Origin of the sequence: Bradyrhizobium sp. AZCC 2262, assembly GCF_036924535.1 — a bacterium.
In the GTDB taxonomy this organism is placed as follows: domain Bacteria; phylum Pseudomonadota; class Alphaproteobacteria; order Rhizobiales; family Xanthobacteraceae; genus Bradyrhizobium.
In genome coordinates this window covers 3827628-3850456 of the sequence record NZ_JAZHRT010000001.1, presented here as the reverse complement: position 1 = coordinate 3850456, position 22829 = coordinate 3827628, and the positions used below count along the sequence as shown (strand labels likewise).

Below are 22829 nucleotides of genomic sequence, written 5' to 3'. Positions count from 1 at the left end.
AAACGAAGCGCCTCTCAGATCGAAAAACTCGTCCCGCAGCCACACGATGCGGTGGCATTCGGATTGACGACACGAAACGATGCGCCGATCAGGTCGTCGACGAAATCGACTTCGGAGCCCGCGAGGAACGGCACCGAGGCCGGATCGACCAGCACCACCGCGCCCTCGCGCGCGATTACCAGGTCATCTTCGGCTTTGGCATGGTCGACGTCGAATTTGTACTGGAAGCCGGAGCAGCCGCCGCCCTCGACCGAGATGCGCAGCATGGCGCCCTCGCCTTCGACTTTAAGGATTTCGCCGATGCGGCGGGCGGCCCGCTCGCTGACGGTGATGGCAGTGGTCATGGCATGCTCTCCGGCCCCGTCATACCCAATTCATTTGGTATGGTCGGCCATACTTGGTATGGCCCGTCAGACATAGTTAAGTGCGTAATCTCGCGGAATCAAATGGATAAGGACTAAAAAATCGTGTCGGTCGGAATGGCTGCCCCCCGCGCGCTTTATGGCTGCGACCCCGATTCCAGCCGCGGCCGGCTGTTTGCGGAGCCGCCGAGCCGGACCCGCAGCCCGTTCCGGCGCGATTGCGACCGGGTGATCCATTCTACCGCCTTCCGCCGCCTCAAGCACAAGACGCAGGTGTTCGTGTTCCACGAGGGCGACCACTACCGCACGCGGCTGACCCATTCGCTGGAAGTGGCGCAGATTGCCCGTGCGCTGGCCCGGCAACTCGGCCTCGACGAGGACCTCACGGAAACCCTGGCGCTGGCGCACGACCTCGGCCATCCCCCGTTCGGCCATGCCGGCGAGCGGGCGCTCGACAAATGTCTCGCCGCCCATGGCGGCTTCGACCACAACGCGCAGGCGCTGCGGGTGGTGACCTCGCTGGAGCATCGTTATCCCGAATTTGACGGGCTGAACCTGACCTGGGAAACGCTGGAGGGCATCGTCAAGCACAACGGCCCGCTGACCGAGCCGGGCGGGGGCCCGGCCGGGCCATACCGAGAAAGCGGCATTCCCGTCGGTATCGCCGACTTCAATCAAAAATTCGATCTGGAGCTGTGGAGCTACGCCTCGCTGGAGGCGCAGGCCGCAGCCTTCGCCGACGATATCGCCTATGATGCCCACGACATCGACGACGGCCTGCGCGCCGGTCTGTTCGGCGTCGATGATTTGAAGGTCATGCCGCTCACCGCAGCCATTATTGCCGAGATCGACCGGCATTATCCTAATCTCGACGACGCCAGGCGCGGCGCGGAACTGGTGCGCGAGCTGATTTCCTACATGATAGGGGCGGTCATGTCGGAGGCGGGCAGTCGGCTTGCGGCGGGAAAGCCGCAATCGGCGCATGACGTCCGCCACCACCATCAGCCGCTGATCGCCTTTCCGCCGGCAGTCGCCGCGGAGGAGACCGCGATCAAGGCGTTCCTGAAACAGCACATGTACCGCCATGCGCGGGTGATGCGGGTGATGGGCGAGGCGGAAGGGATCCTGTTCGACCTGTTCGCGCGCTACCAGGCCTCTCCGGGCGACCTGCCAGCGGAATGGGTCGAGGGGACCGAGCGCGAGAGCGAGGGCGAGCGGGCGCGCCGGATCGGCAATTTCATCGCCGGAATGACCGACCGTTTCGCCTTGATCGAGCACCAAAGGCTTTTTGACTCGACCCCGGATTTGCGTTAGGCGGCGGCCATGTCCGACAAGTCAGCTTCACAACATCTGTTTGCCGACGTGCTGGCGCGCGTGCAGGCGATCTGCGCCGCGATCGCGGCCGAGGGCCAGTGGCCCGCCGGCGTCGATTTCTCCCGCGTCGTGGTCGAGCCGCCGCGCGATGCCAGCCATGGCGACATGGCGACCAATGCCGCAATGGTGCTCGCCAGGGACGCGAAGGCAAAGCCGCGCGATCTCGCCGACAAGATCGCGGAGAAATTGCGCGCCGACGATCTGGTCGCCGCCGTCGAGGTCGCAGGTCCGGGGTTCATCAATCTCACCTTGAAGCCCGAGGTCTGGACGGCCGAGCTGCTCACGATGCTGCGCGAAGGCGCGTCCTACGGCAAAAGCGCGATTGGCCACGGCGCCAAGGTCAATGTCGAATACGTCTCGGCCAACCCGACCGGGCCGATGCATGTCGGCCACTGCCGGGGCGCGGTGTTCGGCGACGCGCTGTGCGGCCTGCTTGATTTTGCCGGCTACGATGTCACGCGCGAATATTACATCAACGATGCCGGCGCGCAGGTCGACGTGCTCGCGCGCTCGGCGTTTCTGCGCTACCGCGAAGCGCTCGGCGAAATCATCGGTGAAATTCCGGAAGGATTCTATCCCGGCGATTATCTCGTTCCGGTCGGGCAGGCGCTCGCCACGGAGTATGGCGACAAGCTGAAGGCGATGTCCGAGAATGCGTGGCTGCCGATCGTGCGCAGCAAGGCCATCGATATGATGATGGAGATGATTAGGGGCGATCTCGCCGCCCTTAATATCAAGCACGATGTGTTCTTCTCGGAACGTTCGCTGATCGAGACAGGCAACAACAAGGTCTCAGAGACCATCGATTTCCTGCGCTCCAAGGGCGACATCTACGAGGGCCGACTGCAGCCGCCGAAGGGCAAGCCGGTCGAGGATTACGAGGACCGTATCCAGACCCTGTTCCGCGCCACCGCCTATGGTGACGACGTCGATCGTCCACTGATCAAGTCGGACGGCAGTTACACCTATTTTGCCTCCGACATCGCCTACCACAAGAACAAGATCGATCGTGGCTTCAACGATATGATCGACGTGTTCGGCGCCGATCATGGCGGCTACATCAAGCGCATGCAGGCGGCCGTGAAGGGCGTCAGTGCCGGCAAGGCTGCGCTCGACGTCAAGGTCGTGCAACTCGTACGGTTGTTGCGCGATGGCGAGCCAGTGAAGATGGGGAAACGGGCCGGCCAGTTCGTCACGCTGCGCGAGGTGGTCGACGAGGTCGGTTCCGACGCGGTGCGATTCATGATGCTGTTCCGCAAGAACGACGCCGTGCTCGATTTCGACCTCGCCAAGGTGATCGAGCAGTCCAAGGACAATGCGGTGTTTTACGTCCAGTACGGTCACGCCCGCGGCCATTCGATCTTCAAGAACGCGCGCGAAGTGGTTCCGGACCTGCCCGAGGATGATGCCTCCCGGTCGGCTTGGCTGGGGGACGCCCCGGTGGCCCTGCTGACCGATCCGGCCGAACTGGACCTTTTGAAGCGGCTGGCGCTCTATCCCCGGATGGTCGAGGCCGCGGCGGTCGCACATGAGCCGCACCGAATCGCTTTTTATCTATATGATTTGGCCAGTGAATTTCATGCGCTCTGGACGAAAGGGCGGGATTTGCCCTATTTACGCTTCATTATAACTAATGATGCAGAGATCACGAGGGCGCGACTGGCGATGGTTCAGGGCGTCGTCTCGGTTCTTGCGTCGGGCTTAGCCGTTCTTGGCGTCCACGCTCCAACTGAGATGCGGTAGGCAGGGGCGAAGGCCTTCACGAATGGGGGTTCGTGGGGTATCTGGCAGGGGCCACGCTCGTCATGGTTTGTTCGACATGGCGGGTTGGCGCTGTCCCGTAGGGGATGCATCATCACGATGGCTGATCGATATCAGGACCGACCTTTTCCTTCCGCCGACCAGGCTCGCGGCGAGAGTGATCCGCTTGCGGAGCTCGCAAGGCTAATCGGGCAGAATGATCCGGTGGGGGCCGCAGCCAAGCCCGCGCCTCGCCCGCTGCAGTCGCGCGCCAACGTGCGTCCACAGCACTATGATCCGCCGGAAGAAGAGTTCGATGCTCCTCCGAGCCCGCCGGCATGGATGCAGCGCGCGCGTCACGAAACCGCGCTGCCGCCGCTTCCGCCGCCAGTGCCACAGGAATACGATGACGAGCCGGAGTACCAGCCGGCGCCGGTGCATCCCTTGCATCGCTACGCGGCCCAGCCACCGCAGGTGCCCGCGCATCATGCGCCGCCCGCGCAGGACTATTACGAGGAGCCTCAGCAACGATACGCCGAGGAGCCACAGCAACAATACGCCGACGAGCCGCTGCACGACCCGTCGCGCTATGACGACGCGCTGTATGGGCGGCTAGAGACCGGCGAGCACGACTATCAGCGCGATCCCGCCTATCCGGACGATCCCTACGCCTACCAGGGCGAATATGAGGAAGAGCCCGCGCCGAAGAAGCGCTCGCGCGGCCTGATGACGGTCGCCGCGGTGCTGGCGCTGGCCGTGGTTGGGACGGGGGCTGCTTTTGCCTATCGCACCTTTGTCGGTTCGCCCCGCAGCGGCGAGCCGCCGATCATCAAGGCCGACAACAGCCCGACCAAGGTGATGCCGGCGCCGTCGGACGCGAACGCCAAGACCCCCGACCGCATGCTGCCGGGCGATGGCGGCGAGAAGCTCGTGTCGCGCGAAGAGACGCCGGTCGACGTCAATTCCCGCTCGGGGGGGCCCCGCGTGGTGTTTCCGCCGCTGAACCAGAACGCCAACCCGCCGGCGGCCGCGAGCGTATCTCCGTCGGCGCCGATGCCTGCGGCCGCCACCGGCACGATGCCGAACAACGAGCCGCGCAGGATCAAGACGCTCGCCGTCAAGGGCGACGCCGACAATGGCGGCGTTCCCGCAGGCGCCAGCGCGCCGCCACCGAGGCCGCCGACGCGATCCGTCGCCGCTCCGGCCGCTGCTCCCGCCGCCCCGCCGGCGCGTAATCCGGCATCGGCCAATGCCAGCGCCAATTCGCCGATGTCGATCGCGCCGCAGGCGCCCGAATCGGAGCCGCCGACCCGCATGGCTGCGACCAATCCGACGCAAACCGCTCCGGCTGGAGCTCCAGAAGGTGGGCCCAGTTTTCTGGTCTCGGTGACGTCGCAGGACAGCGAGTCCGCGGCCAGGGACTCGTTCCGTATGGTGCAAGGCAAGTACGCGTCAGTGCTCGGTTCCCGTTCGCCGGTGATCAAGCGGGTGGATCTGGCTGATGGGAAGGTCAAATATCGCGCGATGGTCGGGCCGTACCGGACGCGGCAGGAGGCTGTCCAGTTCTGCACCGAGCTGAAGGCCGCCGGGGGACAGTGCTTTATCCCGTAGAATTATCTGCGGTTTCCTTGACCCCCTAGCGGGGTACGGTTAATCGGCCCTCATGAGCACACGGGCCTTCATTACCGGCATATCCGGAACAGGACTGACCGCCGCGGAGCGTGAGTTCATTCGCGCCGAGCGCCCGTGGGGCTTCATCCTGTTCAAACGCAATATCGAGGCCCCTGATCAAGTCTCTGCGCTTGTGGGGGAATTACGAAACTGCCTGGGCGAGGCGGATGCCCCGGTGCTGATCGACCAGGAAGGCGGGCGGGTGGCGCGGCTGGGGCCGCCGCATTGGCCGGCCTATCCGCCGGGCGCCACCTTCAGCGCGCTCTATGATCTGGACCCGGCTCTGGGCCTCAACGCCGCCCGGCTGAGCTCCCGCCTGATCGCGGCGGACCTGATCGACCTCGGCATAACAGTCGATTGTCTGCCGCTGGCGGACGTTCCGGTGGCCGGCGCGGACGCCGTGATCGGCAACCGGGCCTATGGAACCAACCCGGCCAAGGTCGCGGCAATCGCCCGCGCCGTTACGGAGGGGCTGGAGCAGGGCGGCGTGCTGCCGGTCCTGAAGCACATTCCCGGCCACGGACGGGCCACCGCGGATAGCCATTTCCGGCTCCCGACCGTTGATACGTCGCGGGAAGAGCTGGAACGGACGGATTTCGCCGCGTTTCAACCGCTGGCGAACCTGCCGATGGCGATGACCGCACATGTTGTGTTTAGCGCATTAGACCCCGCCCAACCGGCGACGACTTCTGCGACAATCATCCGGCAGGTGATTCGCGGCGGAATTGGGTTCCAAGGCTTGTTGATGAGTGATGACGTGTCCATGAATGCATTGGCGGGATCGATCGCCGAACGGACACGCGCCATCGTCAACGCCGGCTGCGATGTGGTCCTGCATTGCAACGGCAAGCTCGACGAGATGCGCGACGTGGCGCGCGAGACGCCGGAGCTGGCGGGCGAAGCCCTGGATCGTGCCAGGCGGGCGCTGGCCTCGCGGAGAGAGCCAGAGCCCTTCGACCGGCAGGCGGCGCGGGCTGAACTTGAAGCGTTGATGGATCGGGTTGGAACGGCATGACGGCTGAGATTCTATCGTTTGAGACCGGACGGCCTGCCGAAATCACCGACGGCGAGCCGGCGCTGGTCGTCGACGTCGAGGGCTATGAGGGCCCGCTCGACCTGCTGCTCACGCTGGCGCGGCAGCAGAAGGTCGATCTCGCCAAGATTTCGATCCTGGCGCTGGCCGATCAGTATCTGACCTTCATCGAGGCTGCGCGAAAGATCCGACTCGAGCTCGCGGCCGATTACCTCGTGATGGCCGCCTGGCTGGCGTACCTGAAATCGCGGCTGCTGCTGCCCGAACCGGCGACCCCGGACGGACCCAGCGCCGAGGAAATGGCTACCGCGCTCGCCAACCGGCTGCGCCGGCTAGAGGCCATCCGGGAAGCCGCCAACCGGCTGATGAACCGGCCGCAGTTCCAGCGCGATATCTTTCCGCGCGGCAATCCGGAATCGATCGCCGAAATCCGCCATCCCAAATTCACTGCGACGCTGTTCGACCTGCTCACGGCCTATGCCGTGCAGCGCCAGCAGCGCGTACTGGCGACGGTGCATCTGGCCAAGCGCACGGTGTGGTCGCTTGCAGAAGCGCGCGCCTCGCTGGAGCGGCTGGTCGGCATGACCGAGGCCGAGGACTGGAGCTGCCTCGACGATTTCCTGCTCAGCTACGTGGTCGATCCCTCGCAGAAGGCGACGGTGTTTGCGTCGAGCTTTGCCGCAGCGCTCGAACTGGTGCGCGAAGGCGAAATGGAATTGAACCAGAAAGAGGCGTTCGCGCCGCTGTATTTTCGTAAGCGTCCGCCGCAGGCAGCGATGCCTGCGCCGGATATGACGGTCGAGTAGTGGAAGGAGACCTAGCCATGGCAAGCCTGGCGGAAAAACGCATGGAAGATGCCGAGGATCATCCCATCGACCAGAATACCGAAGTTGAGGCGCGGCCCGAGGAATTGCGGCTTCTCGAAGCGCTGCTGTTTGCCTCCGCCGAGCCGATCGATCAGGCGGCGCTGGCCAAGCGCATGCCCGATGGCGTCGACGTCAAGGCGGCGCTGGCGCAACTGCAGGCGGAATATGCCCCGCGTGGCGTCAATCTGGTGCGCGTCGCCAACAAATGGACCTTTCGCACCGCCGGCGATCTGTCGTGGCTGATGACGCGCGAAAGCACGGAGACGCGGCGCCTGTCGCGCGCCGCGATCGAGGTGCTTGCGATCATCGCCTATCACCAGCCGGTGACGCGCGCCGAGATCGAGGAGATCCGCGGCGTGATCACTTCCAAGGGAACGCTGGATGTGCTCCTGGAAACCGGCTGGATCCGCCCCCGCGGCCGCCGCAAGACGCCGGGCCGGCCGTTGACTTTCGGCACGACGGAGGCGTTCCTCTCCCAATTCAGCCTGGAAGCACTCGGCGACCTGCCGGGGCTGGAAGAGCTGAAGGGTACGGGGCTACTGGATTCGCGGCTGCCTTCCGGCTTCAACGTTCCGACGCCGTCCGACGACGTGGCACTGCGTGAGGACGAGGATCCGCTGGAGGCAGGCGATAATCTGGAACTGCTGCTGGCACCGGCCGCCGAGCCTGAAGAGGGCGGCGGAAGCTAGTTCCCAAGGCGCCGCCAGCTATTCCCAAAGGCGCCGCCGACTATTCGCCCAGGCGCGGTTAATAATAGCCATAATACGTAGCCGTGACAGCGATTTGCCGCGGCATGGGTCCTTGTTTTTGACGCCTCTCGGGCCTACCTTCCGCCAAAGCTTGGCCGGTATCCGGCCGTCTCTTTTGGAGGGTTGCAGGATGGGTTCGCTTAGCATTTGGCACTGGATCGTCGTGATTGCAGTGGTCCTGCTGCTGTTCGGCCGCGGCAAGATTTCGGACCTGATGGGTGATGTCGCGCAGGGCATCAAGGCCTTCAAGAAGGGCATGCAGGACGACGACAAGACGGCTGCCGAGAAGCCCGCAGAACCGGTGAAGACCATCGATCACAACGCGGCGCCGGCGCCGACGGCGGCACGGACGGATGTCGGCAGCAAGGCTGTCTGAACCGGACATCGGTTGAAAGCCGGTTTGAGAAAAGGCGCGGGCGGCCCCAAATCTGCTAAATAGGGATTTGGGCGCGGACGTCTCGCGCGAGCGGAAGAATTCATGTTCGATATCGGGTGGAGTGAACTGGTCGTCATCGCGGTTGTCGCGCTGATTGCCATCGGCCCGAAGGAGCTGCCGGGCGTCCTGCGCATGATCGGGCAATGGATGGGCAAGGCCCGCAAGATGGCCGCCGAATTCCAGGGCCAGTTCCAGGAAGCGATGCGCGAGGCCGAAATGGCCGACCTCAAGAAAAGTTTTGACGAGGTCAAGGAAGCCGCGACCGGGCTCTCACCCAGCAATCTCATGACCTCGCTGCAAAAGGACGTCGGCGACGCCCTGCAGATCGGCGATATCGACAAGCCTGCCGCCACAGCCAACGATGCGCAGGTGGCGTCCGCGATCGGCGAGCCCGTTACGCCGACGACGCCGGCAGAGCCTGTGCCGGAAACCTTCGTCGAGGCCGAGGCGCACGCGGCAGCCTCCGAGCCGCTTGCGATCACACGTGAAGTTCAGGCGACAGCGCAGGATATCGCGCCGGCGGCGCCTGACGTTCTCAAGGACGCCAAAGCGTCATGACCGTCGAGGACATCGAGGCCAGCAAGGCGCCGTTGATGGATCATTTGATCGAGCTGCGCTCGCGGCTGATCAAGGCGCTGCTCGGCTTTGGCATTGCTTTCATCTTCTGCTTCTTCTTCGCCAAGCAGATCTACAACGTGCTGGTCTGGCCGTTCGTCTGGGTCGCGGGCGCGGAAAATTCGAAATTCATCTACACCGCGCTGTTGGAATATTTCCTCACGCAATTGAAACTCGCGCTGTTCGGCGCGGGGTTCATCTCCTTCCCGATCGTGGCGACGCAGATCTACAAATTCGTGGCGCCCGGGCTCTACAAGCACGAGCGCGGCGCGTTCCTGCCTTACCTGATCGCAACGCCATTCTTCTTCGTGCTCGGCTCACTGCTGGTCTATTTCGTGGTGCTGCCGATGCTGGTGCGGTTCTCGCTCGGCATGCAGCAGGTGGGCGGCGAGGAGAGTGCGCAGATCCAGTTGCTGCCCAAGGTCGGCGAGTATCTGTCGCTGATGATGTCGCTGATCTTCGCCTTCGGCATCGCGTTCCAGCTGCCCGTGATCCTGACGCTTTTGGGGCGGATCGGCATCGTCACCTCGCGGATGCTGCGCGAGAAGCGGCGCTATTTCATCGTCATCGCCTTCGTGATCGCCGCCGTGCTGACGCCGCCCGACGTGCTCAGCCAGGCCTCGCTCGCCATACCCTTGCTCGGCCTCTACGAGGGCTCGATCATCGCCGTCCGCATCGTGGAAAAGAAGGCCGCTGCCGCGCAGGCCTCGACCACGCCTCCGCCCGCCAGCCCGCCCCCGGAAGCCAACCCGGCGGAATAGGGCGCCGTTCTCGGGCCCCCATCAGGCGTCATTCCCCGCGAAGGCGGGGAATCCAGTACGCCGCGGCGTCTCGATTCAGCACAGACGCCTCTGGAATACTGGATCGCCCGCCTTCGCGGGCGATGACGGATGTGGTACGGGATGCGCAAACTAAACGTTAAATGTCAACATAATGCGTGACATTCGACGCAAGCGCCCCAGGACTTACCGCCAATGCACGACATCAAATCGATCCGCGACAACCCTGCGGCGTTCGACGCCGGATTGAAGCGCCGCGGCCTGGCGCCGCTGTCGGCTGCGCTGCTGGCGATCGACGAGAAGCGCCGCGGGGCGATCCTGGCCTCGGAGCAGGCGCAGGCGCGGCGCAATGCGGCGTCCAAGGAAATCGGCGAGGCCAAGAAGGCCAAGGACGACGCGCGTGCCACCAAGCTGATGGCCGAAGTGGCCGAACTCAAGACCACGATGCCGGAGCTCGAGCTTGCCGCAAAGACCGCGGACGAGGAACTGGCGAAAGAACTCGCCGCGATTCCGAATTTGCCGCTCGATGACGTGCCCGAAGGCGCAGACGAGCATGGCAATGTACAGCGTCATGTCTACGGCAAGATCCGCAACTACGCCTTCACGCCGAAGCCGCATGATGATCTCGGCGGCGCGCTCGGCTACATGGATTTCGAAGCCGCCGCGAAGCTAAGTGGTGCACGCTTCGTGGTGCTGAAGAAGGGGCTGGCGCGGCTGGAGCGCGCGATCGGTCAGTTCATGCTCGATCTCCACACGGGCGAGCATGGTTATACCGAGATCAACCCACCGTTATTGGTGCGCAACGACGTGATGTTCGGCACGGGCCAATTGCCGAAATTCGAGGACGACCAGTTCTGGGCCATCAAGGGCGAATTACTCGTGGCGCCCGATGAGCGGTTGAAGACCGAGCGTCTCGGTCTCATCCCAACCGCCGAAGTCTCGCTGACCAACCTCGTGCGCGAATCCATCGTCGACGAAAAAGAACTGCCGATGCGGCTGACCGCGCTGACGCCGTGCTTCCGCGCCGAAGCGGGCGCGGCTGGGCGCGATACCCGCGGCATGATCCGGCAGCATCAATTTACAAAAGTCGAACTGGTCTCGATCGCAACCCCCGAGACCAGCCGTGACGAGCACGAGCGCATGCTGTCTTGCGCCGAGGAAGTGTTACGGCGGCTCGACCTGCATTACCGCGTGATGACGCTGTGCTCCGGCGACATGGGATTCTCCGCGCAGAAGACCTACGACATCGAGGTCTGGATGCCGGGGCAAGGCGAGGGCGGGGCTTACCGCGAAATCTCGAGCTGCTCGGTGTGCGGTGATTTCCAGGCACGCCGCATGGACGCGCGCTCGCGCGGGCCCGACGGCAAGCCGCGTTTCGTGCACACGCTCAACGGCTCGGGCACGGCGGTTGGCCGGGCGTTGATTGCGGTCATGGAAACCTATCAGCAGGAAAACGGCGCGATCGCGGTGCCCGACGTGCTGCAGCCCTACATGGGCGGGCTCAAGACCATCGAGCGGGACAAATAGCGCAAGGCGAAAATGGCATTGCATCGCGACATCTTTTGGATCGGGAGGCAATGGGCTGTTACCGGCCATGGGATGCAATTGATTGATCAGCGGCTGGAGGGGGCCTTCGATATCGAAATGGCCCGGTTGTGGGACGACGATCTCATAGAGAGCTTGCGTGCCAAGGCGTGGCTCAAGGCCGAGGATTTCGAGAAGGGGCTGTCGGTTGCGCGGACGCGACATCCGCAGCCGCAGGCGGGATCGGCGCCGGAAGCTGCGCCGGTTCTGGCGATTGAGCCCATCGCGCCGCCGGAGCCGCTCGCATCCGTCGAGCCGCCGCCGCCTCCGGTCCCGCCGGAGGCCGTGAGCCCGCAGCCGCACACCGTCGAGCCGTCACAGCAGGAATTGCCAGCCCTGCAGATCAAAATCGACGGCGGCGCCAGATTCGCACGCCCCTGGCGCGTCTGGATGAAGAAAACATAAGGAAATCGGCCGGTTTGCCTCAGCCGCGATAGCCGGATAAGACGACGCCAAAGGCAACAGTCTGCCTCGACCTGAACCAGAAGGCATTTTGACGGATGCGAATTCTCTGCACCAATTTTGTCAATTCGCTTAACCAGCTGATTTAACTACACAAAAAAATAGCCCGAGAAGCTCGGGCTAACGTCGGGCTAATCTCAGGTGCTTTTTGGAGTTGGAAGCACAGGAAAATCAGCAACGGTTAATTGCCGCGCCGCGCGCGCAGGGCCATTGTCTGCGAGAGTGTGCTATCCGGGTCTTGCAGGGCCTTCTGCCAAGCTACGACCTCATCCTGAAACCACAGCTTGCGGTGCGGGGTGATCGCCTGACCCAGCGGAAACAGCTTGTCCCTCTCCAGCCGGAACAGCGTTGTGCGGCTGACCGGGATCAGTGCGAGCACCTGTTCAGCGGTGAGCATCTCGCGCACCTCCTCCCGCTGCGGGGCGCGCGGGGGCTCGTGGACGGTGTCGGTCATGTCTCGGCTCCTTACAGCATCAACAAGGGGGTCGTGCTTCATGACTCGTCACTCCAATGCGGTTGGATTTTCAGCCTGATTCTCCGGCACCCCTTGGTGCCGAGCGCCTTGATCGCCTTCACCTCGAAGCCGCGAAACCGGAGGTTTTCGTTGAACGTTGCCTGCGTGCCAGCCACCTCGCCATGGGCCTTGGCGAACAGCGACCACGACCCGAACAGGTCGACGGACTTCTCCATGAGATGTTCGTTCTTCGGATCGACCTCGCAGGCCTCTTCCAGCCACTGCCGGAAGACATCCTGCTCGTCGAAGTATTGCGTGGTGGCTTCGCTGATGGCCTTCGGCACCATGAGGCCATGCTCATACCAGTCGACCGCGCCCTTGATCATCCACCGCAGGATGCCCGGCCACTCCCTGGCAAGGATGTCGTCGAGGCGCAGGTCCGGCTCCACCGGCTTGTGGTTGAACGGCACCACCAGAAACCGGCGCTGGATCGCAGTTTCAAGGTTGGTGATCGCCGGTGCGTGATTGCCCAGGAACGTCAGCTTGAACTTCGGCCGGAAGTCGAAGCTGTTTTCGAACAAGTGTCTCGCGGTGACGGCGTCACCGCCGGTGAGCAACTTCACGCGGTTCGCGCGCCACTTGTGTCCGGCCTCGGTCTCCGACGCCACCACCATTCGCATGCCGTCGAGGCGCGCGATCTGCTCGGGATGCTGTTCGAACTTCGCGTCGGCGAAAGTCTCCATCGCGGCCGAGATCGCGTAGTCCCCCATGATCCCTCGCAACGTGGCAGCGAAGGTGCTCTTGCCGGTGCCGCCAGGACCCAAAATGAACGCGAGCTTCTGCTCCCTGGTCTCGCCGGTTAGACAATAACCGGCCCATTGCTGCAGGAAACGCCTCAGCGCCGCGTCACCGGCGGTGACCTGGTTGATGAATTGCAGCCACCGGAGGCAGTCGGCGATGTCGTCGGGATCGACGGCGGTGGAGCGCGTGATGAACAGCTCGGGCGCGGGGGCGAAAAGTTCACCTGTCCGAAGATCGACGATGCCGCCCGGCGTGCCTAGCACCTCGATGTTCCGGTCCCAATGGTCGTGCGTGACCGCAATCCGCTGATCGGTGCGTGCAAACCGCTCCACACCATCGGCGAACTTGAGCGAGCCGAGACGCCGCCGGTCTCCGGCGCTCTTTTGGTTGCTCGCCAAGCCGCGCACCAGGCTGCGAGTCCAGGCGAAGGCAACGGCAGTCGCGTCCCTCTTCCAGCGGTTCCCCGACCAAACGTGCCAGCGCTTTTTGGTGTGGTCGAAGCGAACGGCGTCAATGTTCCGTTCGACGAACTCGAGCGCGACATAGTCCTCGGACAGCTCTGGGGCGATGTCCTTCGCGGCTTGTTCGGCGCTAAGGCGCTCGTCGAAGTCCACCAGGGTCGGCTTTGCTTTGGGCTCGCTCATGACCGGCTCCGCAGGCGGTAGTAGCGGCGTTCAGGCTCGCTGAGGCGGTTTCGTGCGAAGGTGCAGAAGGTGGTGACGTCGGCGATGTCGCAGATCGCCGCTGGCACCACCTGCGGGGTCGGCATAAGCGCGCGCTCGGCCACATGCGCGAGCTGCTGCATGTCGATACCAGCATCGACCAACGTGACAGCGTTCATGTCCGCACACGTGCAGGCGCGTGCGACTATTGCGGCAGCGGCGGCGACAGGATAATTGTTGAGCGTTCCGAACTCTTCGCATTCCTGCCACGACCCGCCTTGCAGCGACGGGTCGTGGTTCATGCCGCCTGTCCCCGCTCCTCACCACCGTTTTCTGCCGCTAGGCCGCGCTTGACGAGCACGCGCATCGCTTCCGCTATCGTCGGGATGACGGCCTGCCGGCGACGCCAGTGGTCGATCTGCGCTATCTCCGGTTCGTCGAACCAGGCCTGACAGGCCTTCTTCTCACGCTGTGACATCTGCACCTCCGCTCGTTGAACCAGCCTTTTCACGATAAGGAGGTGCCGATCCCTGCGCTATGCGTCGCAACAGTTGAAGAGGCGATGTTACAGCCGCTGCATTGCTGTAACACTTCATTGAAACGCAGGTAACGCGCGGTCGCGGCCTCCTACCGGCCACACTGTTTCAATGCAAAAACACGGTGCATGCTTGCAACTAACCTGTTACGCAGCTCGCAAATGCCCGACACGGTGCGGTTGAAAAACGCTTGCGAAAAAAATTTGGCAGGGCCGATCTCGGTCTCAGGTTTCCGGTGGTTTCCGAAACCTTCAATTATCGGCTACACGCGCGCGCCTGTGAGATACAAACCCGAAGTTTCTGGAAACTGGCAGAAACCGGAAACCAGGCTATTGGCCATCACGCCTGCCGGTGTAGGGTTAAACACATGCCAGCTCTCACAAACCAGAAGCACGAGAACTTCGCCCAGCTCACCGTTCGGGGCGCTACCCAGGGTCTCAGCCAGGCGCAAATCTACCAGATGGCCGGTTACGCGGCCGAAGGACATGCCGCAGCAATGGCTGCATCCCGGTTGATGAAAAAAGATGAGGTCCGCGCACGTATTGCCGAGCTGACGGCTCCGGCGGAGCGGAAAACGCGGACAACGGTCGACACGCTGACCGAGCAATTCGACCGGGTCTTCGACGGCGCGGTCGCCGCCGAACAGTTCGGTGCCGCGAGCAACGCGGCGGGCCTGAAGGCGAGGCTGCTCGGGTTCATGCGCGAGAGGATCGAGATCGGCCCTCCTGGCGCGTTCGGTGACCTCACGATCGAGAAGGTGACCTCGGACATGATCGAGCAGCTCGGCGGCGGCGACGCGGCCTCGGCGCTCTCGGCCTTCGACGAGATGATCGCCGAGGTCCGTGCTGACCTGGAGGGCCGTGCAGCCGCTGGTGCGACGATCGTCGACCCGACGCCACCGCCGAGTAACGAAGCGGCGCTCGGCCTTGCGATGCTCCGGCCGACACCGAAGGGCCAGCGCCGGCTGGCCTGACGCACTTTCAAAAAGTAGCCTCTTTGCAAGTTATCTGTAGACCCTGGTTTTGCCGCATGTTCTAACTTGCAATTATTTGGGTTTCAAAACTGGGGCAGAACATGGCAAAGATCGGATATGCGCGGGTCAGCTCGAAGGGCCAGGACTACCAGGGCCAGGTGGCTGCGTTGAAGGCGGCCGGTTGCGAGAAGATTTACAGCGAGAAGGTCTCGGGCAAAAACACAGAGGACCGCCGCGAGTTCAATAAGCTCATGAAGGCGTTGTTGCCCGGCGATACCGTCTATGTCGCCAAGCTCGATCGTCTAGCGCGGTCATCCCGCGACCTGGCCAACATCCTGCACGATCTTGATGAGAGCGGCTGTGGCTTCGTCAGCCTCGGCGAGAGCTGGTGCGACACCTCGACCCCGGTTGGCCGGTTGCTGGTCACGGTCATGAGCGGCGTCAATGAGTTTGAGCGCGGCCTGATCCGTGCTCGCTGCGAGGAAGGCATCGAGCGCGCCAGGGCCAAGGGCACGAAGTTCGGCCGCAAGGTCAAGCTGACGCCGGAGCAGCGCCGCGTCGCCGCCGCGCGCTATGCCAAGGGCGAGACGCAAGCCGAACTGGCGAAGGTCTACGAGGTCTCCGAGGCCACGATGTACCGCGCGCTGGCCTGACGGCCGCCTGGCGCGGCCTGACGAGATCAGACCGCGATCCTGTGACGGACCCGTTACCCCCACCCGGCACCGGGGATCGGGCGTGGCCTCTTCTTTTCTTTCCCTCACTCTCCCCATGCTCGCCAATTTCCCGTCAAATTTTCCGGAAGTTTTTTGGAAATTCTTTCCGGGCCTTGATGCACGGTTTTATCTCCGGTCCGGGGGTTTGACGCGCTCTACCTTCATGGAGAGTGTGGCCCTGTAGTGATGCTGGGCTACACCCGGACCGGGACATTTGTGGTCGGGCTTGCTCATGATCTCCGCACGACCGCATGGCGGGCTTCCGTGAGCCGACGCGGCGATCCAATTTCCGCTGTTGCGGGCAGAGCGGACATCGATCGTGACGGACGGGTGGTCGGCTTTTGACCCAAACCGGACACGGCGGGCGCACCTGTAAGCTTAAGTACTATAAACTCAGCGAACCCAGATAGGTATCTGCCAAGGCCAATTGCAAAAGCAACGGAAACACGCACATGCAAGACCTTACCGGACGGACAGCCTTCATCACCGGAGCAGCATCAGGCATCGGGTTAGGGATCGCCACGGCGCTGTCGCAGGCGGGAGTGAAGGTCATGTTATGCGACATCGAGGAAGAGGCGTTAGCAACGGCGGTAGCGAAATTGAAACTTACCAACGCCGACGTTGACGGCGTGAGAGCGGATGTATCGCTTAAAGCAGACCTCCACGCCGCGCGGCGGATGCCACCGTGTCGCGCTACGGAAAAGTCCATATTCTAGTCAACAATGCGGGGGTCGCCGGCGGCCGGGGTTATGGTCATTGGACAGATGCGGGTTGGAATTGGGTTCTCGACGTCAATCTGATGTCGGTGATTTGGGGCATCGAGATTTTCGGTCCGCTGATCGAGGCGCACGGCGAAGGAGGGCAAGTTGTTTCCACGGCGTCCGTCTTCGGGCTGATCGCTGGAGGAAGTCCGCAGTATGATGTGACCAAATATGGAGTGGTGGCTCTGTCCGAAGGACTGCGGCCGGTGCTCGCGCCGCGGAAAATCGGGGTATCCGTCCTGTGTCCGGGCGTTGTCCGCACTCATATCTTTAATTTTCGTCGCAACGTGCCGCAGCGGATCGTCGAGAAGATCGGCAGTCCGCCGACGGAAGGACCGATCGCCGATATTATCAAGGCACTCCAGGAGCGGATCAACAAATTTGGCATCGATCCGCTCTATGTCGGCGAACTGGTTCGCGAGGCAATCGAAAATGACTGGCCCTACATCTTCACCGACACCGAGCACGAAGCCACGATCGACAGGCGCTTCGCCGCGATCAAGCAGGGCTTCGACCGCATCCGCGGAAGGACGCCGAGGCGTTAGCTATCGCATCTGCTCACGGCCGATGTCTGCTGTTGGCACTTTTCGGACCTGACAGGCTTGGCTGATGATGTCCGTTATTGAAAGCAAAGCCGACCTCCCTGTTGAGCATCCAGACTTCCGAGTTTGACCCAAACCGGACGTCGTTGCATCGCAAGACCTGCGCTGCGTCGGGATGTCCTGTTACCAAAAGTGCGGGACATCTAGAGCCAAGGGTTAAGCTATGTCATCCGTGGCTAGAGTCTGCCGCGCGGTCTTTTCTTGTGCGATGATTCCTTCCAGCCGCGATATGTTCTCGAGCAAGCGCTGGCTGGTTAGCACAAGAACGTAATAGCCGAATTGTGGATTCTGAAAATAAATCTCGAGCAGCTTTTCATAAGTAATAGTCATCACTTGCCCGTCTTCGATGCATTCGACGGTAGCGGTTCTCCGCTGATTGGGAGTAAGGAAACCGAGTTCGCCCATGAGACGTCCCGGCGGAAGCTCGACGCCGATTTCCTTGACCAAAAACGTTCCTGTGACCGTTAGAAACATTTCGGAAGCTGCATCATTCTTCTTGAACAATTTGTCTCCCCGGCGATATCTGCGCTCAGTCATGAACGGTTTGAGCGGTTCCAATGAGGTATCTCCCTCCGTCGCAATACGTGCCCTTTTGATCAGATTGAGCATTTGACGGAGGCGGATTGCATTGACCGGCAGCAAGAGCAGATAGAGGATGAAAGCCCCGAAATTTCCCGAGAGCGCGCCATAGGCGACGAAGAACATGCAGCCGACCATGTTCGCGACGCGCAGTGGCACGATTGTCTGCATCAGCAAGGTAGCGACAAGAAAGATGGCCCCAACCACGGCAAACATATTGGCAAGCGTGATGTTGGCCAGCACAATTTCCAGCAGCCGGTTGAATAGTGCGTCGTAGGTGATGTTGTTCGGATCGAGACCCATCTGAACCAGAATCTTTTCGATCCTGAGATTGTCCGCCGCCGTATCAAGAATGCGGTCTAGTATCGAAGCTGCACTGTTGGACCCCATCGGATCATCCTCCGCGCAAAGCCGTCGGTATTCGTCGGGGTATCGTTCGTTGAGACGACGCCAAATCGCCCGGGAACGGCGCGTTTGCAAGACAAATCAAGTTGGTTTGACGCGGTCTTGTCCCGCTGGCATGCTAACGGCCGACCGTAGCGGGAGACATAGCCCCGTCGGGGGATGTGCGAATGTCCGCTCAGGGTCTGGTTTTGCCGTTGTATCTGCCCCTGAGCTGAAGAGAGGTAATGCCGGCTCCTCGGCGACTTTCGCAAGTGGAGGGCAATAGCGTCGCAAAAATCGGGAACTTCCGAGTCTGGCGCTTAACGGACATCTGTAGCCGCGCCAACGACGTCAGCTTGTTGCTGCAAAGCGGACATCATGGCTGCGCCGGCAATCATCGCACTTATTGACCGGCGTGTGCCAGAAGCCGACCTGGTCGCCGCGCGCCGGTTCTTCGAGCTGGATGTTCGGGGTGAAGGTCGAAACCATGGCGGGTGCCTCTCACGCGAGTTCGAGCGTGGCCGGCGCGGAAATACGTTTTGCTGAACGTACTGGCAGTGCTGGCTTCGGCGGCGGATCGGGAGGGAAAAATTCGAGTAAATCTTGTTCGTTGCGGATCGCGGCATGCAACGCAACGGCGGCGAGCCGGAAGGTGTCGTTCGACCAGTTTTCACCGATCGCGATGGCGGCACGTCGCACCATGCCCTGGCTGAAGTATATCGACCGGCCGACGTTGGCGGTGCCGTTGCAGTAGGGCGGCCGTGCGACGGGTTTGCGGTTCGCCTTGATCGCAGTGCTCTGTCGCCAATGGCTCCAGACGCTGTCAGGATGGTTGAACCGGCGAAGGCGCTGCTCATCGAGGGTGCTGCGCCATTTCTCGATCGCGGCGATGTTCTCCATGCACTGCAGGAGCCGATAGCGGACCTGTTGCCCGATGTCGTCGAACTGGTTGGCTCGCAACCACTCCGCCATGAACCGTGTGTAGACCTTGCCGAACGGCACGTTCGTGCCGGCGGCCTTCAGCGCCTCCGTCCGGCCGACCTGCAGCGCGTGGCCGACCTGCATCCAGTCCTGCCACAGCTTTCGCTCGCGCTCGCGGAGTCGCTGCCACGCCTGGCGACCGGTTTCGATGGCGTCGATGTCGTTCATCACCCGCCAATTCCCTGAACAATGCGAAGGGTGAGGATCGCGCTCGACATCGCGCTCGCATTGAGCCGGATGCCAGCGAGTGGACCGCTGAAAATGTTGATCGATGAGTTCGCGGTTGTCGCCGATGAGAGGGCGAACCACGCGACGTTGGCCGACGACGTTTGCTGCAGGTCGTCAAGCGCACCTTCGACGATGTAGGAAAATGTTCCGCTGCTCGATCCGGTAACCGAAAAGCTCGTGAACTTCGAACTCATCCAGTCCAAGTCGACGGCGCGCCCTATGCCTGACGAGGTCAACGTGACTAAAACAGGCATCCCCATCTTGACGCTCCGGATATTAGAAGCAGTGCTCGCACCTTGCGTGTCCGACGCCATAGGATTATTATCCGCCAGCGTTTCCGTTGTCAAAGGAGTCGATCCGGTGACCTATTTCACGTCGAGAGCGCAGGACGCTGCGCAGAAAATCAAAGAAGCGCAGATCGAGGTCGAGACCGCAACGCGCGCCTACAGCCGTGGCGTCGGTGTCGATGCGCTGAACCAGGCAAATCGCAAGTTGGCCGACGCGCACAACGATCTCTACATCGTCAACGCCGGTAGATGCGAATACTGACCGCGATCATGTCCGCCGTTGTCATGTGACGGTCAGATGAGAAACCGATCCGCGAGGATCGAGAACAGGCAAGGCTCATGGCGCGACCCCAACGCTTCCCGGTTAAATTCGAATTTTGGTCGACCGAGCAGCAACTGGCGGGTCTCGAAATGCTTTGCAGCGATGGCCTGTCCGACAAGGCAACGCATCTGCGGCAAGCGCTGGCGATGTATCTCCGCGCTGCCGGCATCTCACAGAAGCCGGCGCAGCCTGCGAACGGCCAACAACATCATCAGGAGCGCGTCAATGGCCTATGAACATCGAGCCGTTATCGAAGCGCAATATCAACGGCTCGCCGCAGATCGAGCAGAGGCGGTCGCGCGATACGAGTCGGGCAGAATTTGCGAAGACGAGTATGAAACGATGAACGCAGCCAACACCATACTCGAGATGGACCAAAAGCGCGCCGCGCTCGACCGGATCGCGCAAAACTTCGTCATCTCCCAGCAGCAGCCGCGCGGAAACAGATACGGCTTGAACGAGGACGAAATCTCTATCGCGAACGGCATTGCCGGCAGCGATCAGAGCATCACCAACGAACAGCGTCAGCAGGCTTACGCGGCCAATAAAGAGCGGCTTCGCCACATGCGTGCGACCGGCCAATACCGCGATGATCAAGGCTCACGATAATGGTCCTGACATTTCGCTCCTCGATCCCGCAATCGTTCACGATCACCGGCCGCGACGCCGATGGCCGGACACGCACCGCGATCGCGACCCGCGAGCACGGAGACTTCAACTGGAACATGCGGCTGCGGCACCCATCGGGCCGCTCCTGGGATGCGACCTATCACGGCGAGGCCGTGCTCGACGCGCTCGGCGAGCTGATCACCAGCAAAGACACCGAGTACAAGCAGGACAAAGGCAGAGGCGACCGCCTACCGCAGCAGCCGTACGATCACAATAGACAGGTCGGCTCGGTTGCGCCGATCATTCCGATCATCCGGAGGTAACACCATGTCGCTTGAAGATCGTTTGAAGGGATACGCCAACCCGCAGCGCGGCCCGCACGGTGCCGGCCGAGATCAGAAGAACCTCGACTATTGGGCCGACCGCGCCAAGGCGAACAGCGAGATCGCGCCGCGTGCATCCCGCACGATGAAGCTGGCGGACACCGGCAAGATGGATGTGCGCAGCTCGCAGATGGGCCCGAAGGTTTCGCGCAAGGTCGAAGCCAGGATGGCGGCGACATCGGACATGAACGTCGCCGATGACGACAACTACATGCCCGGCGTTCGTCGAGACGCCTGATGGCAGTTCGGCGCAAATACGTTTCGGCCGCCGTCGCTGATGCGCCGATCGAACCACCTATGCCCGTGGCGGCCCAGGCAGCCCCACCGGCTGCTCCGTTGCCGCCACCAGGTGGTGATGCCGGCAACGAGCTGCAGCGAGCCCTGGCGGCCCAGCAGCACGCCGAGGCGCTGCAGCGTCAGCAACAGCCGCAGAGCGTCGAGCAATACATCGACCGGCTGCCCGACCTGTCCGACCACAAGCGAGACTTCCTGAAGAAGTTTCCAGTGTTGCTGGACCCGACGATCGCCCCCGTTATGGCGCGAATCTGGCGCGCCGGACTCGACGCGGGCCTGCAGGACGACACGCCGGAGCTGGATAATTTTGTCGTCGACAATGTCGCGCGCGAGGTCCAGCACCATCAGAAGCTGACCTCCGCGCAAGCAAGGTCGACGCCGGAGAACGCGCAGCGGCACCACGAGGTGGGTATGGCCGTTGAAGACCTCAACTCTGAAGCAGAGGCGCTGCTCGGCGAGGCCCTGGCCGCGCATGAGCCGGCGGCACCGCCGGCAGCGCCACGAAGATCAGTCCCGTTCTCAGCGCCCGTTTCTCGCGAGGTACCGATGGCAACAGGTGGACGACGACAGTCCGAGAACACGTTGACTCCGGAGGAGCGTGTGATCGCGCGCACATCGTTCAGCGCGCCGAACATGTCGAACACAGAGAAGGAATATCTCTACTTGCAGAATAGAAAGAAGATGCAGGCGATGAAGGCAGACGGTCGCATCCAGGGAGACCGCTGATGCCGATCGTTTGCTCCGATTCGGCGGTGCAGGCTTTCTGTGAGAAAGAGGCCTGGAACATCTCGCCGTACTCCCAGCCTGAGCATGTCATGTCAGGTTGGGAGCTGTTCCAGGCAGCGCGCCGTCGCTTCGGCGACTATCGCTGCATCGATTTGGAAATGTGGCTGCACTTACATGGCTATCCCGACTGCCTTTGACCGCAGCCTGGGCGAGATCGACGACGCCGCCGGCAGCATCATGGTCCAGCTCCGGACAATAAAACACGCCGACCCTCGCGACATCCCGAGACTGCGCGAGACTCTGCGTGAGCGGCTGCGGTTCTATGTCGATCAGGCCCTGGCGCTCGCCGATGAGAGCGCCGCGCGATGAGCAAGGAATTTCGTATCCCGCTCAAACTTGAGGTGAAGGACCGCAAGGCGCGGTTCGAAGGCTTGAACGAATACGTCCGCGCGCGGCACGGCTGGCTGACGTCGGTCCCCGGTGCGCGGGACGTCACCATGGAATGTTTGCCAGGGTCGACCTTGCCCGGTGATTTGCGCAAGCTCGGCTACACCGTCGAGGCGAACGGGGAGGGCGAACGCATCCTGCCAGCGCCAATCACTGAGCAATTAGTTATCGGCGTCAATGGCGAGATCGAGCCAACAACAGCAGGCTCAACGCGGGCCATAGCGCGTACTGTGACGCACGCTGGCATTGTCAACGTCAACCGCTTCCGGTTTTCGCAAACCGGCTAACACGCACACTACGGAAGTGTAGGCGAGCCAAATAAGTAAAAAGCAACGCCAGAGGTGGGTGACAAAGTGCAATCTGAGCGGTTCAGAGAAACGGCTCCGGCTATTGGCGCGAGAACCACGGCCCAAGAG

33 protein-coding genes are annotated in these 22829 nt (G+C 62.3%); 24 read left to right on the top strand and 9 right to left on the bottom strand.

The window, feature by feature from the left end; translation table 11 throughout:
* Positions 1–14 precede the first annotated feature (14 nt).
* On the bottom strand, positions 15–344 hold the full coding sequence (erpA, locus tag V1283_RS18385) for an iron-sulfur cluster insertion protein ErpA (protein WP_334387858.1): 330 nt from the start codon (positions 342–344) through the stop codon (positions 15–17).
* Between the two features lie 123 nt (positions 345–467).
* On the opposite strand from erpA, the gene V1283_RS18380 reads away from it, so the two are divergent.
* From V1283_RS18380 to V1283_RS18330, 11 genes are all read left to right on the top strand, one after another.
* Positions 468–1676 carry a deoxyguanosinetriphosphate triphosphohydrolase gene (locus V1283_RS18380; protein ID WP_334387857.1) on the top strand — a complete coding sequence of 403 codons (1209 nt, stop codon included), beginning with the start codon at positions 468–470 and terminating at the stop codon, positions 1674–1676.
* Between the two features lie 9 nt (positions 1677–1685).
* Complete coding sequence (gene argS, locus V1283_RS18375) at positions 1686–3479, top strand: arginine--tRNA ligase (protein ID WP_334387856.1); 1794 nt, start codon at positions 1686–1688, stop codon at positions 3477–3479.
* A gap of 117 nt (positions 3480–3596) precedes the next feature.
* Positions 3597–5087, top strand: a complete 1491-nt coding sequence (locus V1283_RS18370) for an SPOR domain-containing protein (RefSeq protein WP_334387855.1) — start codon at positions 3597–3599, stop codon at positions 5085–5087.
* Between the two features lie 52 nt (positions 5088–5139).
* Positions 5140–6162 carry a beta-N-acetylhexosaminidase gene (nagZ, locus tag V1283_RS18365; protein ID WP_334387854.1) on the top strand — a complete coding sequence of 341 codons (1023 nt, stop codon included), beginning with the start codon at positions 5140–5142 and terminating at the stop codon, positions 6160–6162.
* The gene (locus V1283_RS18360) at positions 6159–6986 is read left to right on the top strand and encodes a segregation and condensation protein A (RefSeq protein ID WP_334387853.1); all 828 of its coding nucleotides are present in this window, start codon (positions 6159–6161) and stop codon (positions 6984–6986) included. The genes nagZ and V1283_RS18360 overlap by 4 nt, the downstream gene beginning before the upstream one ends.
* 17 nt (positions 6987–7003) lie before the next feature.
* The gene (gene scpB, locus V1283_RS18355; RefSeq protein ID WP_334387852.1) at positions 7004–7735 is read left to right on the top strand and encodes an SMC-Scp complex subunit ScpB; all 732 of its coding nucleotides are present in this window, start codon (positions 7004–7006) and stop codon (positions 7733–7735) included.
* A 190-nt stretch (positions 7736–7925) separates the two neighbouring features.
* Positions 7926–8171, top strand: a complete 246-nt coding sequence (locus V1283_RS18350; protein WP_334387851.1) for a twin-arginine translocase TatA/TatE family subunit — start codon at positions 7926–7928, stop codon at positions 8169–8171.
* 102 nt (positions 8172–8273) lie between these two features.
* Complete coding sequence (gene tatB / locus V1283_RS18345) at positions 8274–8789, top strand: Sec-independent protein translocase protein TatB (protein WP_334387850.1); 516 nt, start codon at positions 8274–8276, stop codon at positions 8787–8789.
* Entirely contained in the window at positions 8786–9607 is an 822-nt protein-coding gene (gene tatC, locus V1283_RS18340; protein WP_334387849.1) for a twin-arginine translocase subunit TatC, read from the top strand. The genes tatB and tatC overlap by 4 nt, the downstream gene beginning before the upstream one ends.
* A gap of 213 nt (positions 9608–9820) precedes the next feature.
* Entirely contained in the window at positions 9821–11152 is a 1332-nt protein-coding gene (serS, locus tag V1283_RS18335) for a serine--tRNA ligase (RefSeq protein ID WP_334387848.1), read from the top strand.
* 72 nt (positions 11153–11224) lie between these two features.
* Positions 11225–11614 carry a hypothetical protein gene (locus tag V1283_RS18330; protein ID WP_442895756.1) on the top strand — a complete coding sequence of 130 codons (390 nt, stop codon included), beginning with the start codon at positions 11225–11227 and terminating at the stop codon, positions 11612–11614.
* Between the two features lie 238 nt (positions 11615–11852).
* On the opposite strand, the gene V1283_RS18325 is transcribed toward V1283_RS18330, so the two are convergent.
* Genes V1283_RS18325 through V1283_RS18310 form a run of 4 tightly spaced genes read right to left on the bottom strand, consistent with a single transcriptional unit; the run spans position 11853 to position 14066 of the window.
* Positions 11853–12125, bottom strand: coding sequence for a helix-turn-helix transcriptional regulator (locus V1283_RS18325; protein WP_334387846.1), 273 nt, complete (start codon positions 12123–12125; stop codon positions 11853–11855).
* A gap of 38 nt (positions 12126–12163) precedes the next feature.
* Positions 12164–13570 (bottom strand): phage/plasmid primase, P4 family, encoded by a 1407-nt coding sequence (locus V1283_RS18320; protein ID WP_334387845.1) that lies wholly within the window; start codon positions 13568–13570, stop codon positions 12164–12166.
* Positions 13567–13890, bottom strand: a complete 324-nt coding sequence (locus tag V1283_RS18315) for a hypothetical protein (protein WP_334387844.1) — start codon at positions 13888–13890, stop codon at positions 13567–13569. The genes V1283_RS18320 and V1283_RS18315 overlap by 4 nt, the downstream gene beginning before the upstream one ends.
* On the bottom strand, positions 13887–14066 hold the full coding sequence (locus V1283_RS18310; protein WP_334387843.1) for a hypothetical protein: 180 nt from the start codon (positions 14064–14066) through the stop codon (positions 13887–13889). The genes V1283_RS18315 and V1283_RS18310 overlap by 4 nt, the downstream gene beginning before the upstream one ends.
* A 425-nt stretch (positions 14067–14491) precedes the next feature.
* Here V1283_RS18310 and V1283_RS18305 point away from each other — a divergent pair, with 425 nt between their 5' ends.
* From V1283_RS18305 to V1283_RS18290, 4 genes are all read left to right on the top strand, one after another.
* Complete coding sequence (locus V1283_RS18305) at positions 14492–15097, top strand: hypothetical protein (protein WP_334387842.1); 606 nt, start codon at positions 14492–14494, stop codon at positions 15095–15097.
* Between the two features lie 101 nt (positions 15098–15198).
* Entirely contained in the window at positions 15199–15750 is a 552-nt protein-coding gene (locus V1283_RS18300; RefSeq protein WP_334387841.1) for a recombinase family protein, read from the top strand.
* Positions 15751–16262: 512 nt separating this feature from the next.
* Positions 16263–16526 (top strand): SDR family NAD(P)-dependent oxidoreductase, encoded by a 264-nt coding sequence (locus tag V1283_RS18295; RefSeq protein ID WP_334387840.1) that lies wholly within the window; start codon positions 16263–16265, stop codon positions 16524–16526.
* Positions 16496–17116 carry an SDR family NAD(P)-dependent oxidoreductase gene (locus V1283_RS18290; RefSeq protein WP_334387839.1) on the top strand — a complete coding sequence of 207 codons (621 nt, stop codon included), beginning with the start codon at positions 16496–16498 and terminating at the stop codon, positions 17114–17116. Before V1283_RS18295 ends, V1283_RS18290 begins: the two co-directional genes overlap by 31 nt.
* 213 nt (positions 17117–17329) lie before the next feature.
* Here the strand turns inward: V1283_RS18290 and V1283_RS18285 are convergent, their stop codons facing one another.
* The 4 genes from V1283_RS18285 to V1283_RS18270 form a co-directional block, all read right to left on the bottom strand.
* Entirely contained in the window at positions 17330–18142 is an 813-nt protein-coding gene (locus tag V1283_RS18285) for a Crp/Fnr family transcriptional regulator (RefSeq protein ID WP_334387837.1), read from the bottom strand.
* Positions 18143–18487: 345 nt separating this feature from the next.
* Complete coding sequence (locus tag V1283_RS18280) at positions 18488–18625, bottom strand: hypothetical protein (protein WP_334387836.1); 138 nt, start codon at positions 18623–18625, stop codon at positions 18488–18490.
* A gap of 12 nt (positions 18626–18637) precedes the next feature.
* Complete coding sequence (locus tag V1283_RS18275; RefSeq protein ID WP_334387835.1) at positions 18638–19285, bottom strand: hypothetical protein; 648 nt, start codon at positions 19283–19285, stop codon at positions 18638–18640.
* Positions 19285–19692 (bottom strand): hypothetical protein, encoded by a 408-nt coding sequence (locus V1283_RS18270; RefSeq protein WP_334387834.1) that lies wholly within the window; start codon positions 19690–19692, stop codon positions 19285–19287. The genes V1283_RS18275 and V1283_RS18270 overlap by 1 nt, the downstream gene beginning before the upstream one ends.
* A 13-nt stretch (positions 19693–19705) precedes the next feature.
* On the opposite strand from V1283_RS18270, the gene V1283_RS18265 reads away from it, so the two are divergent.
* The 9 genes from V1283_RS18265 to V1283_RS18225 all read left to right on the top strand — a co-directional run bounded on the left by V1283_RS18265 (position 19706) and on the right by V1283_RS18225 (position 22700).
* Positions 19706–19894 carry a hypothetical protein gene (locus tag V1283_RS18265; RefSeq protein ID WP_334387833.1) on the top strand — a complete coding sequence of 63 codons (189 nt, stop codon included), beginning with the start codon at positions 19706–19708 and terminating at the stop codon, positions 19892–19894.
* A gap of 77 nt (positions 19895–19971) precedes the next feature.
* On the top strand, positions 19972–20190 hold the full coding sequence (locus tag V1283_RS18260) for a hypothetical protein (protein WP_334387832.1): 219 nt from the start codon (positions 19972–19974) through the stop codon (positions 20188–20190).
* Positions 20180–20563 (top strand): hypothetical protein, encoded by a 384-nt coding sequence (locus V1283_RS18255; protein ID WP_334387831.1) that lies wholly within the window; start codon positions 20180–20182, stop codon positions 20561–20563. Before V1283_RS18260 ends, V1283_RS18255 begins: the two co-directional genes overlap by 11 nt.
* A complete protein-coding gene (locus tag V1283_RS18250) occupies positions 20563–20886 on the top strand; it encodes a hypothetical protein (RefSeq protein ID WP_334387830.1) in 324 nt (107 codons plus the stop codon). The genes V1283_RS18255 and V1283_RS18250 overlap by 1 nt, the downstream gene beginning before the upstream one ends.
* A gap of 4 nt (positions 20887–20890) precedes the next feature.
* Positions 20891–21184, top strand: coding sequence for a hypothetical protein (locus tag V1283_RS18245; protein WP_334387829.1), 294 nt, complete (start codon positions 20891–20893; stop codon positions 21182–21184).
* Positions 21184–21966 carry a hypothetical protein gene (locus V1283_RS18240; protein WP_334387828.1) on the top strand — a complete coding sequence of 261 codons (783 nt, stop codon included), beginning with the start codon at positions 21184–21186 and terminating at the stop codon, positions 21964–21966. The genes V1283_RS18245 and V1283_RS18240 overlap by 1 nt, the downstream gene beginning before the upstream one ends.
* Positions 21966–22163 (top strand): hypothetical protein, encoded by a 198-nt coding sequence (locus V1283_RS18235; protein WP_334387827.1) that lies wholly within the window; start codon positions 21966–21968, stop codon positions 22161–22163. Before V1283_RS18240 ends, V1283_RS18235 begins: the two co-directional genes overlap by 1 nt.
* The gene (locus V1283_RS18230; protein ID WP_334387826.1) at positions 22141–22335 is read left to right on the top strand and encodes a hypothetical protein; all 195 of its coding nucleotides are present in this window, start codon (positions 22141–22143) and stop codon (positions 22333–22335) included. The genes V1283_RS18235 and V1283_RS18230 overlap by 23 nt, the downstream gene beginning before the upstream one ends.
* Positions 22332–22700 carry a hypothetical protein gene (locus tag V1283_RS18225; RefSeq protein ID WP_334387825.1) on the top strand — a complete coding sequence of 123 codons (369 nt, stop codon included), beginning with the start codon at positions 22332–22334 and terminating at the stop codon, positions 22698–22700. Before V1283_RS18230 ends, V1283_RS18225 begins: the two co-directional genes overlap by 4 nt.
* The last annotated feature ends 129 nt before the right edge of the window (positions 22701–22829 follow it).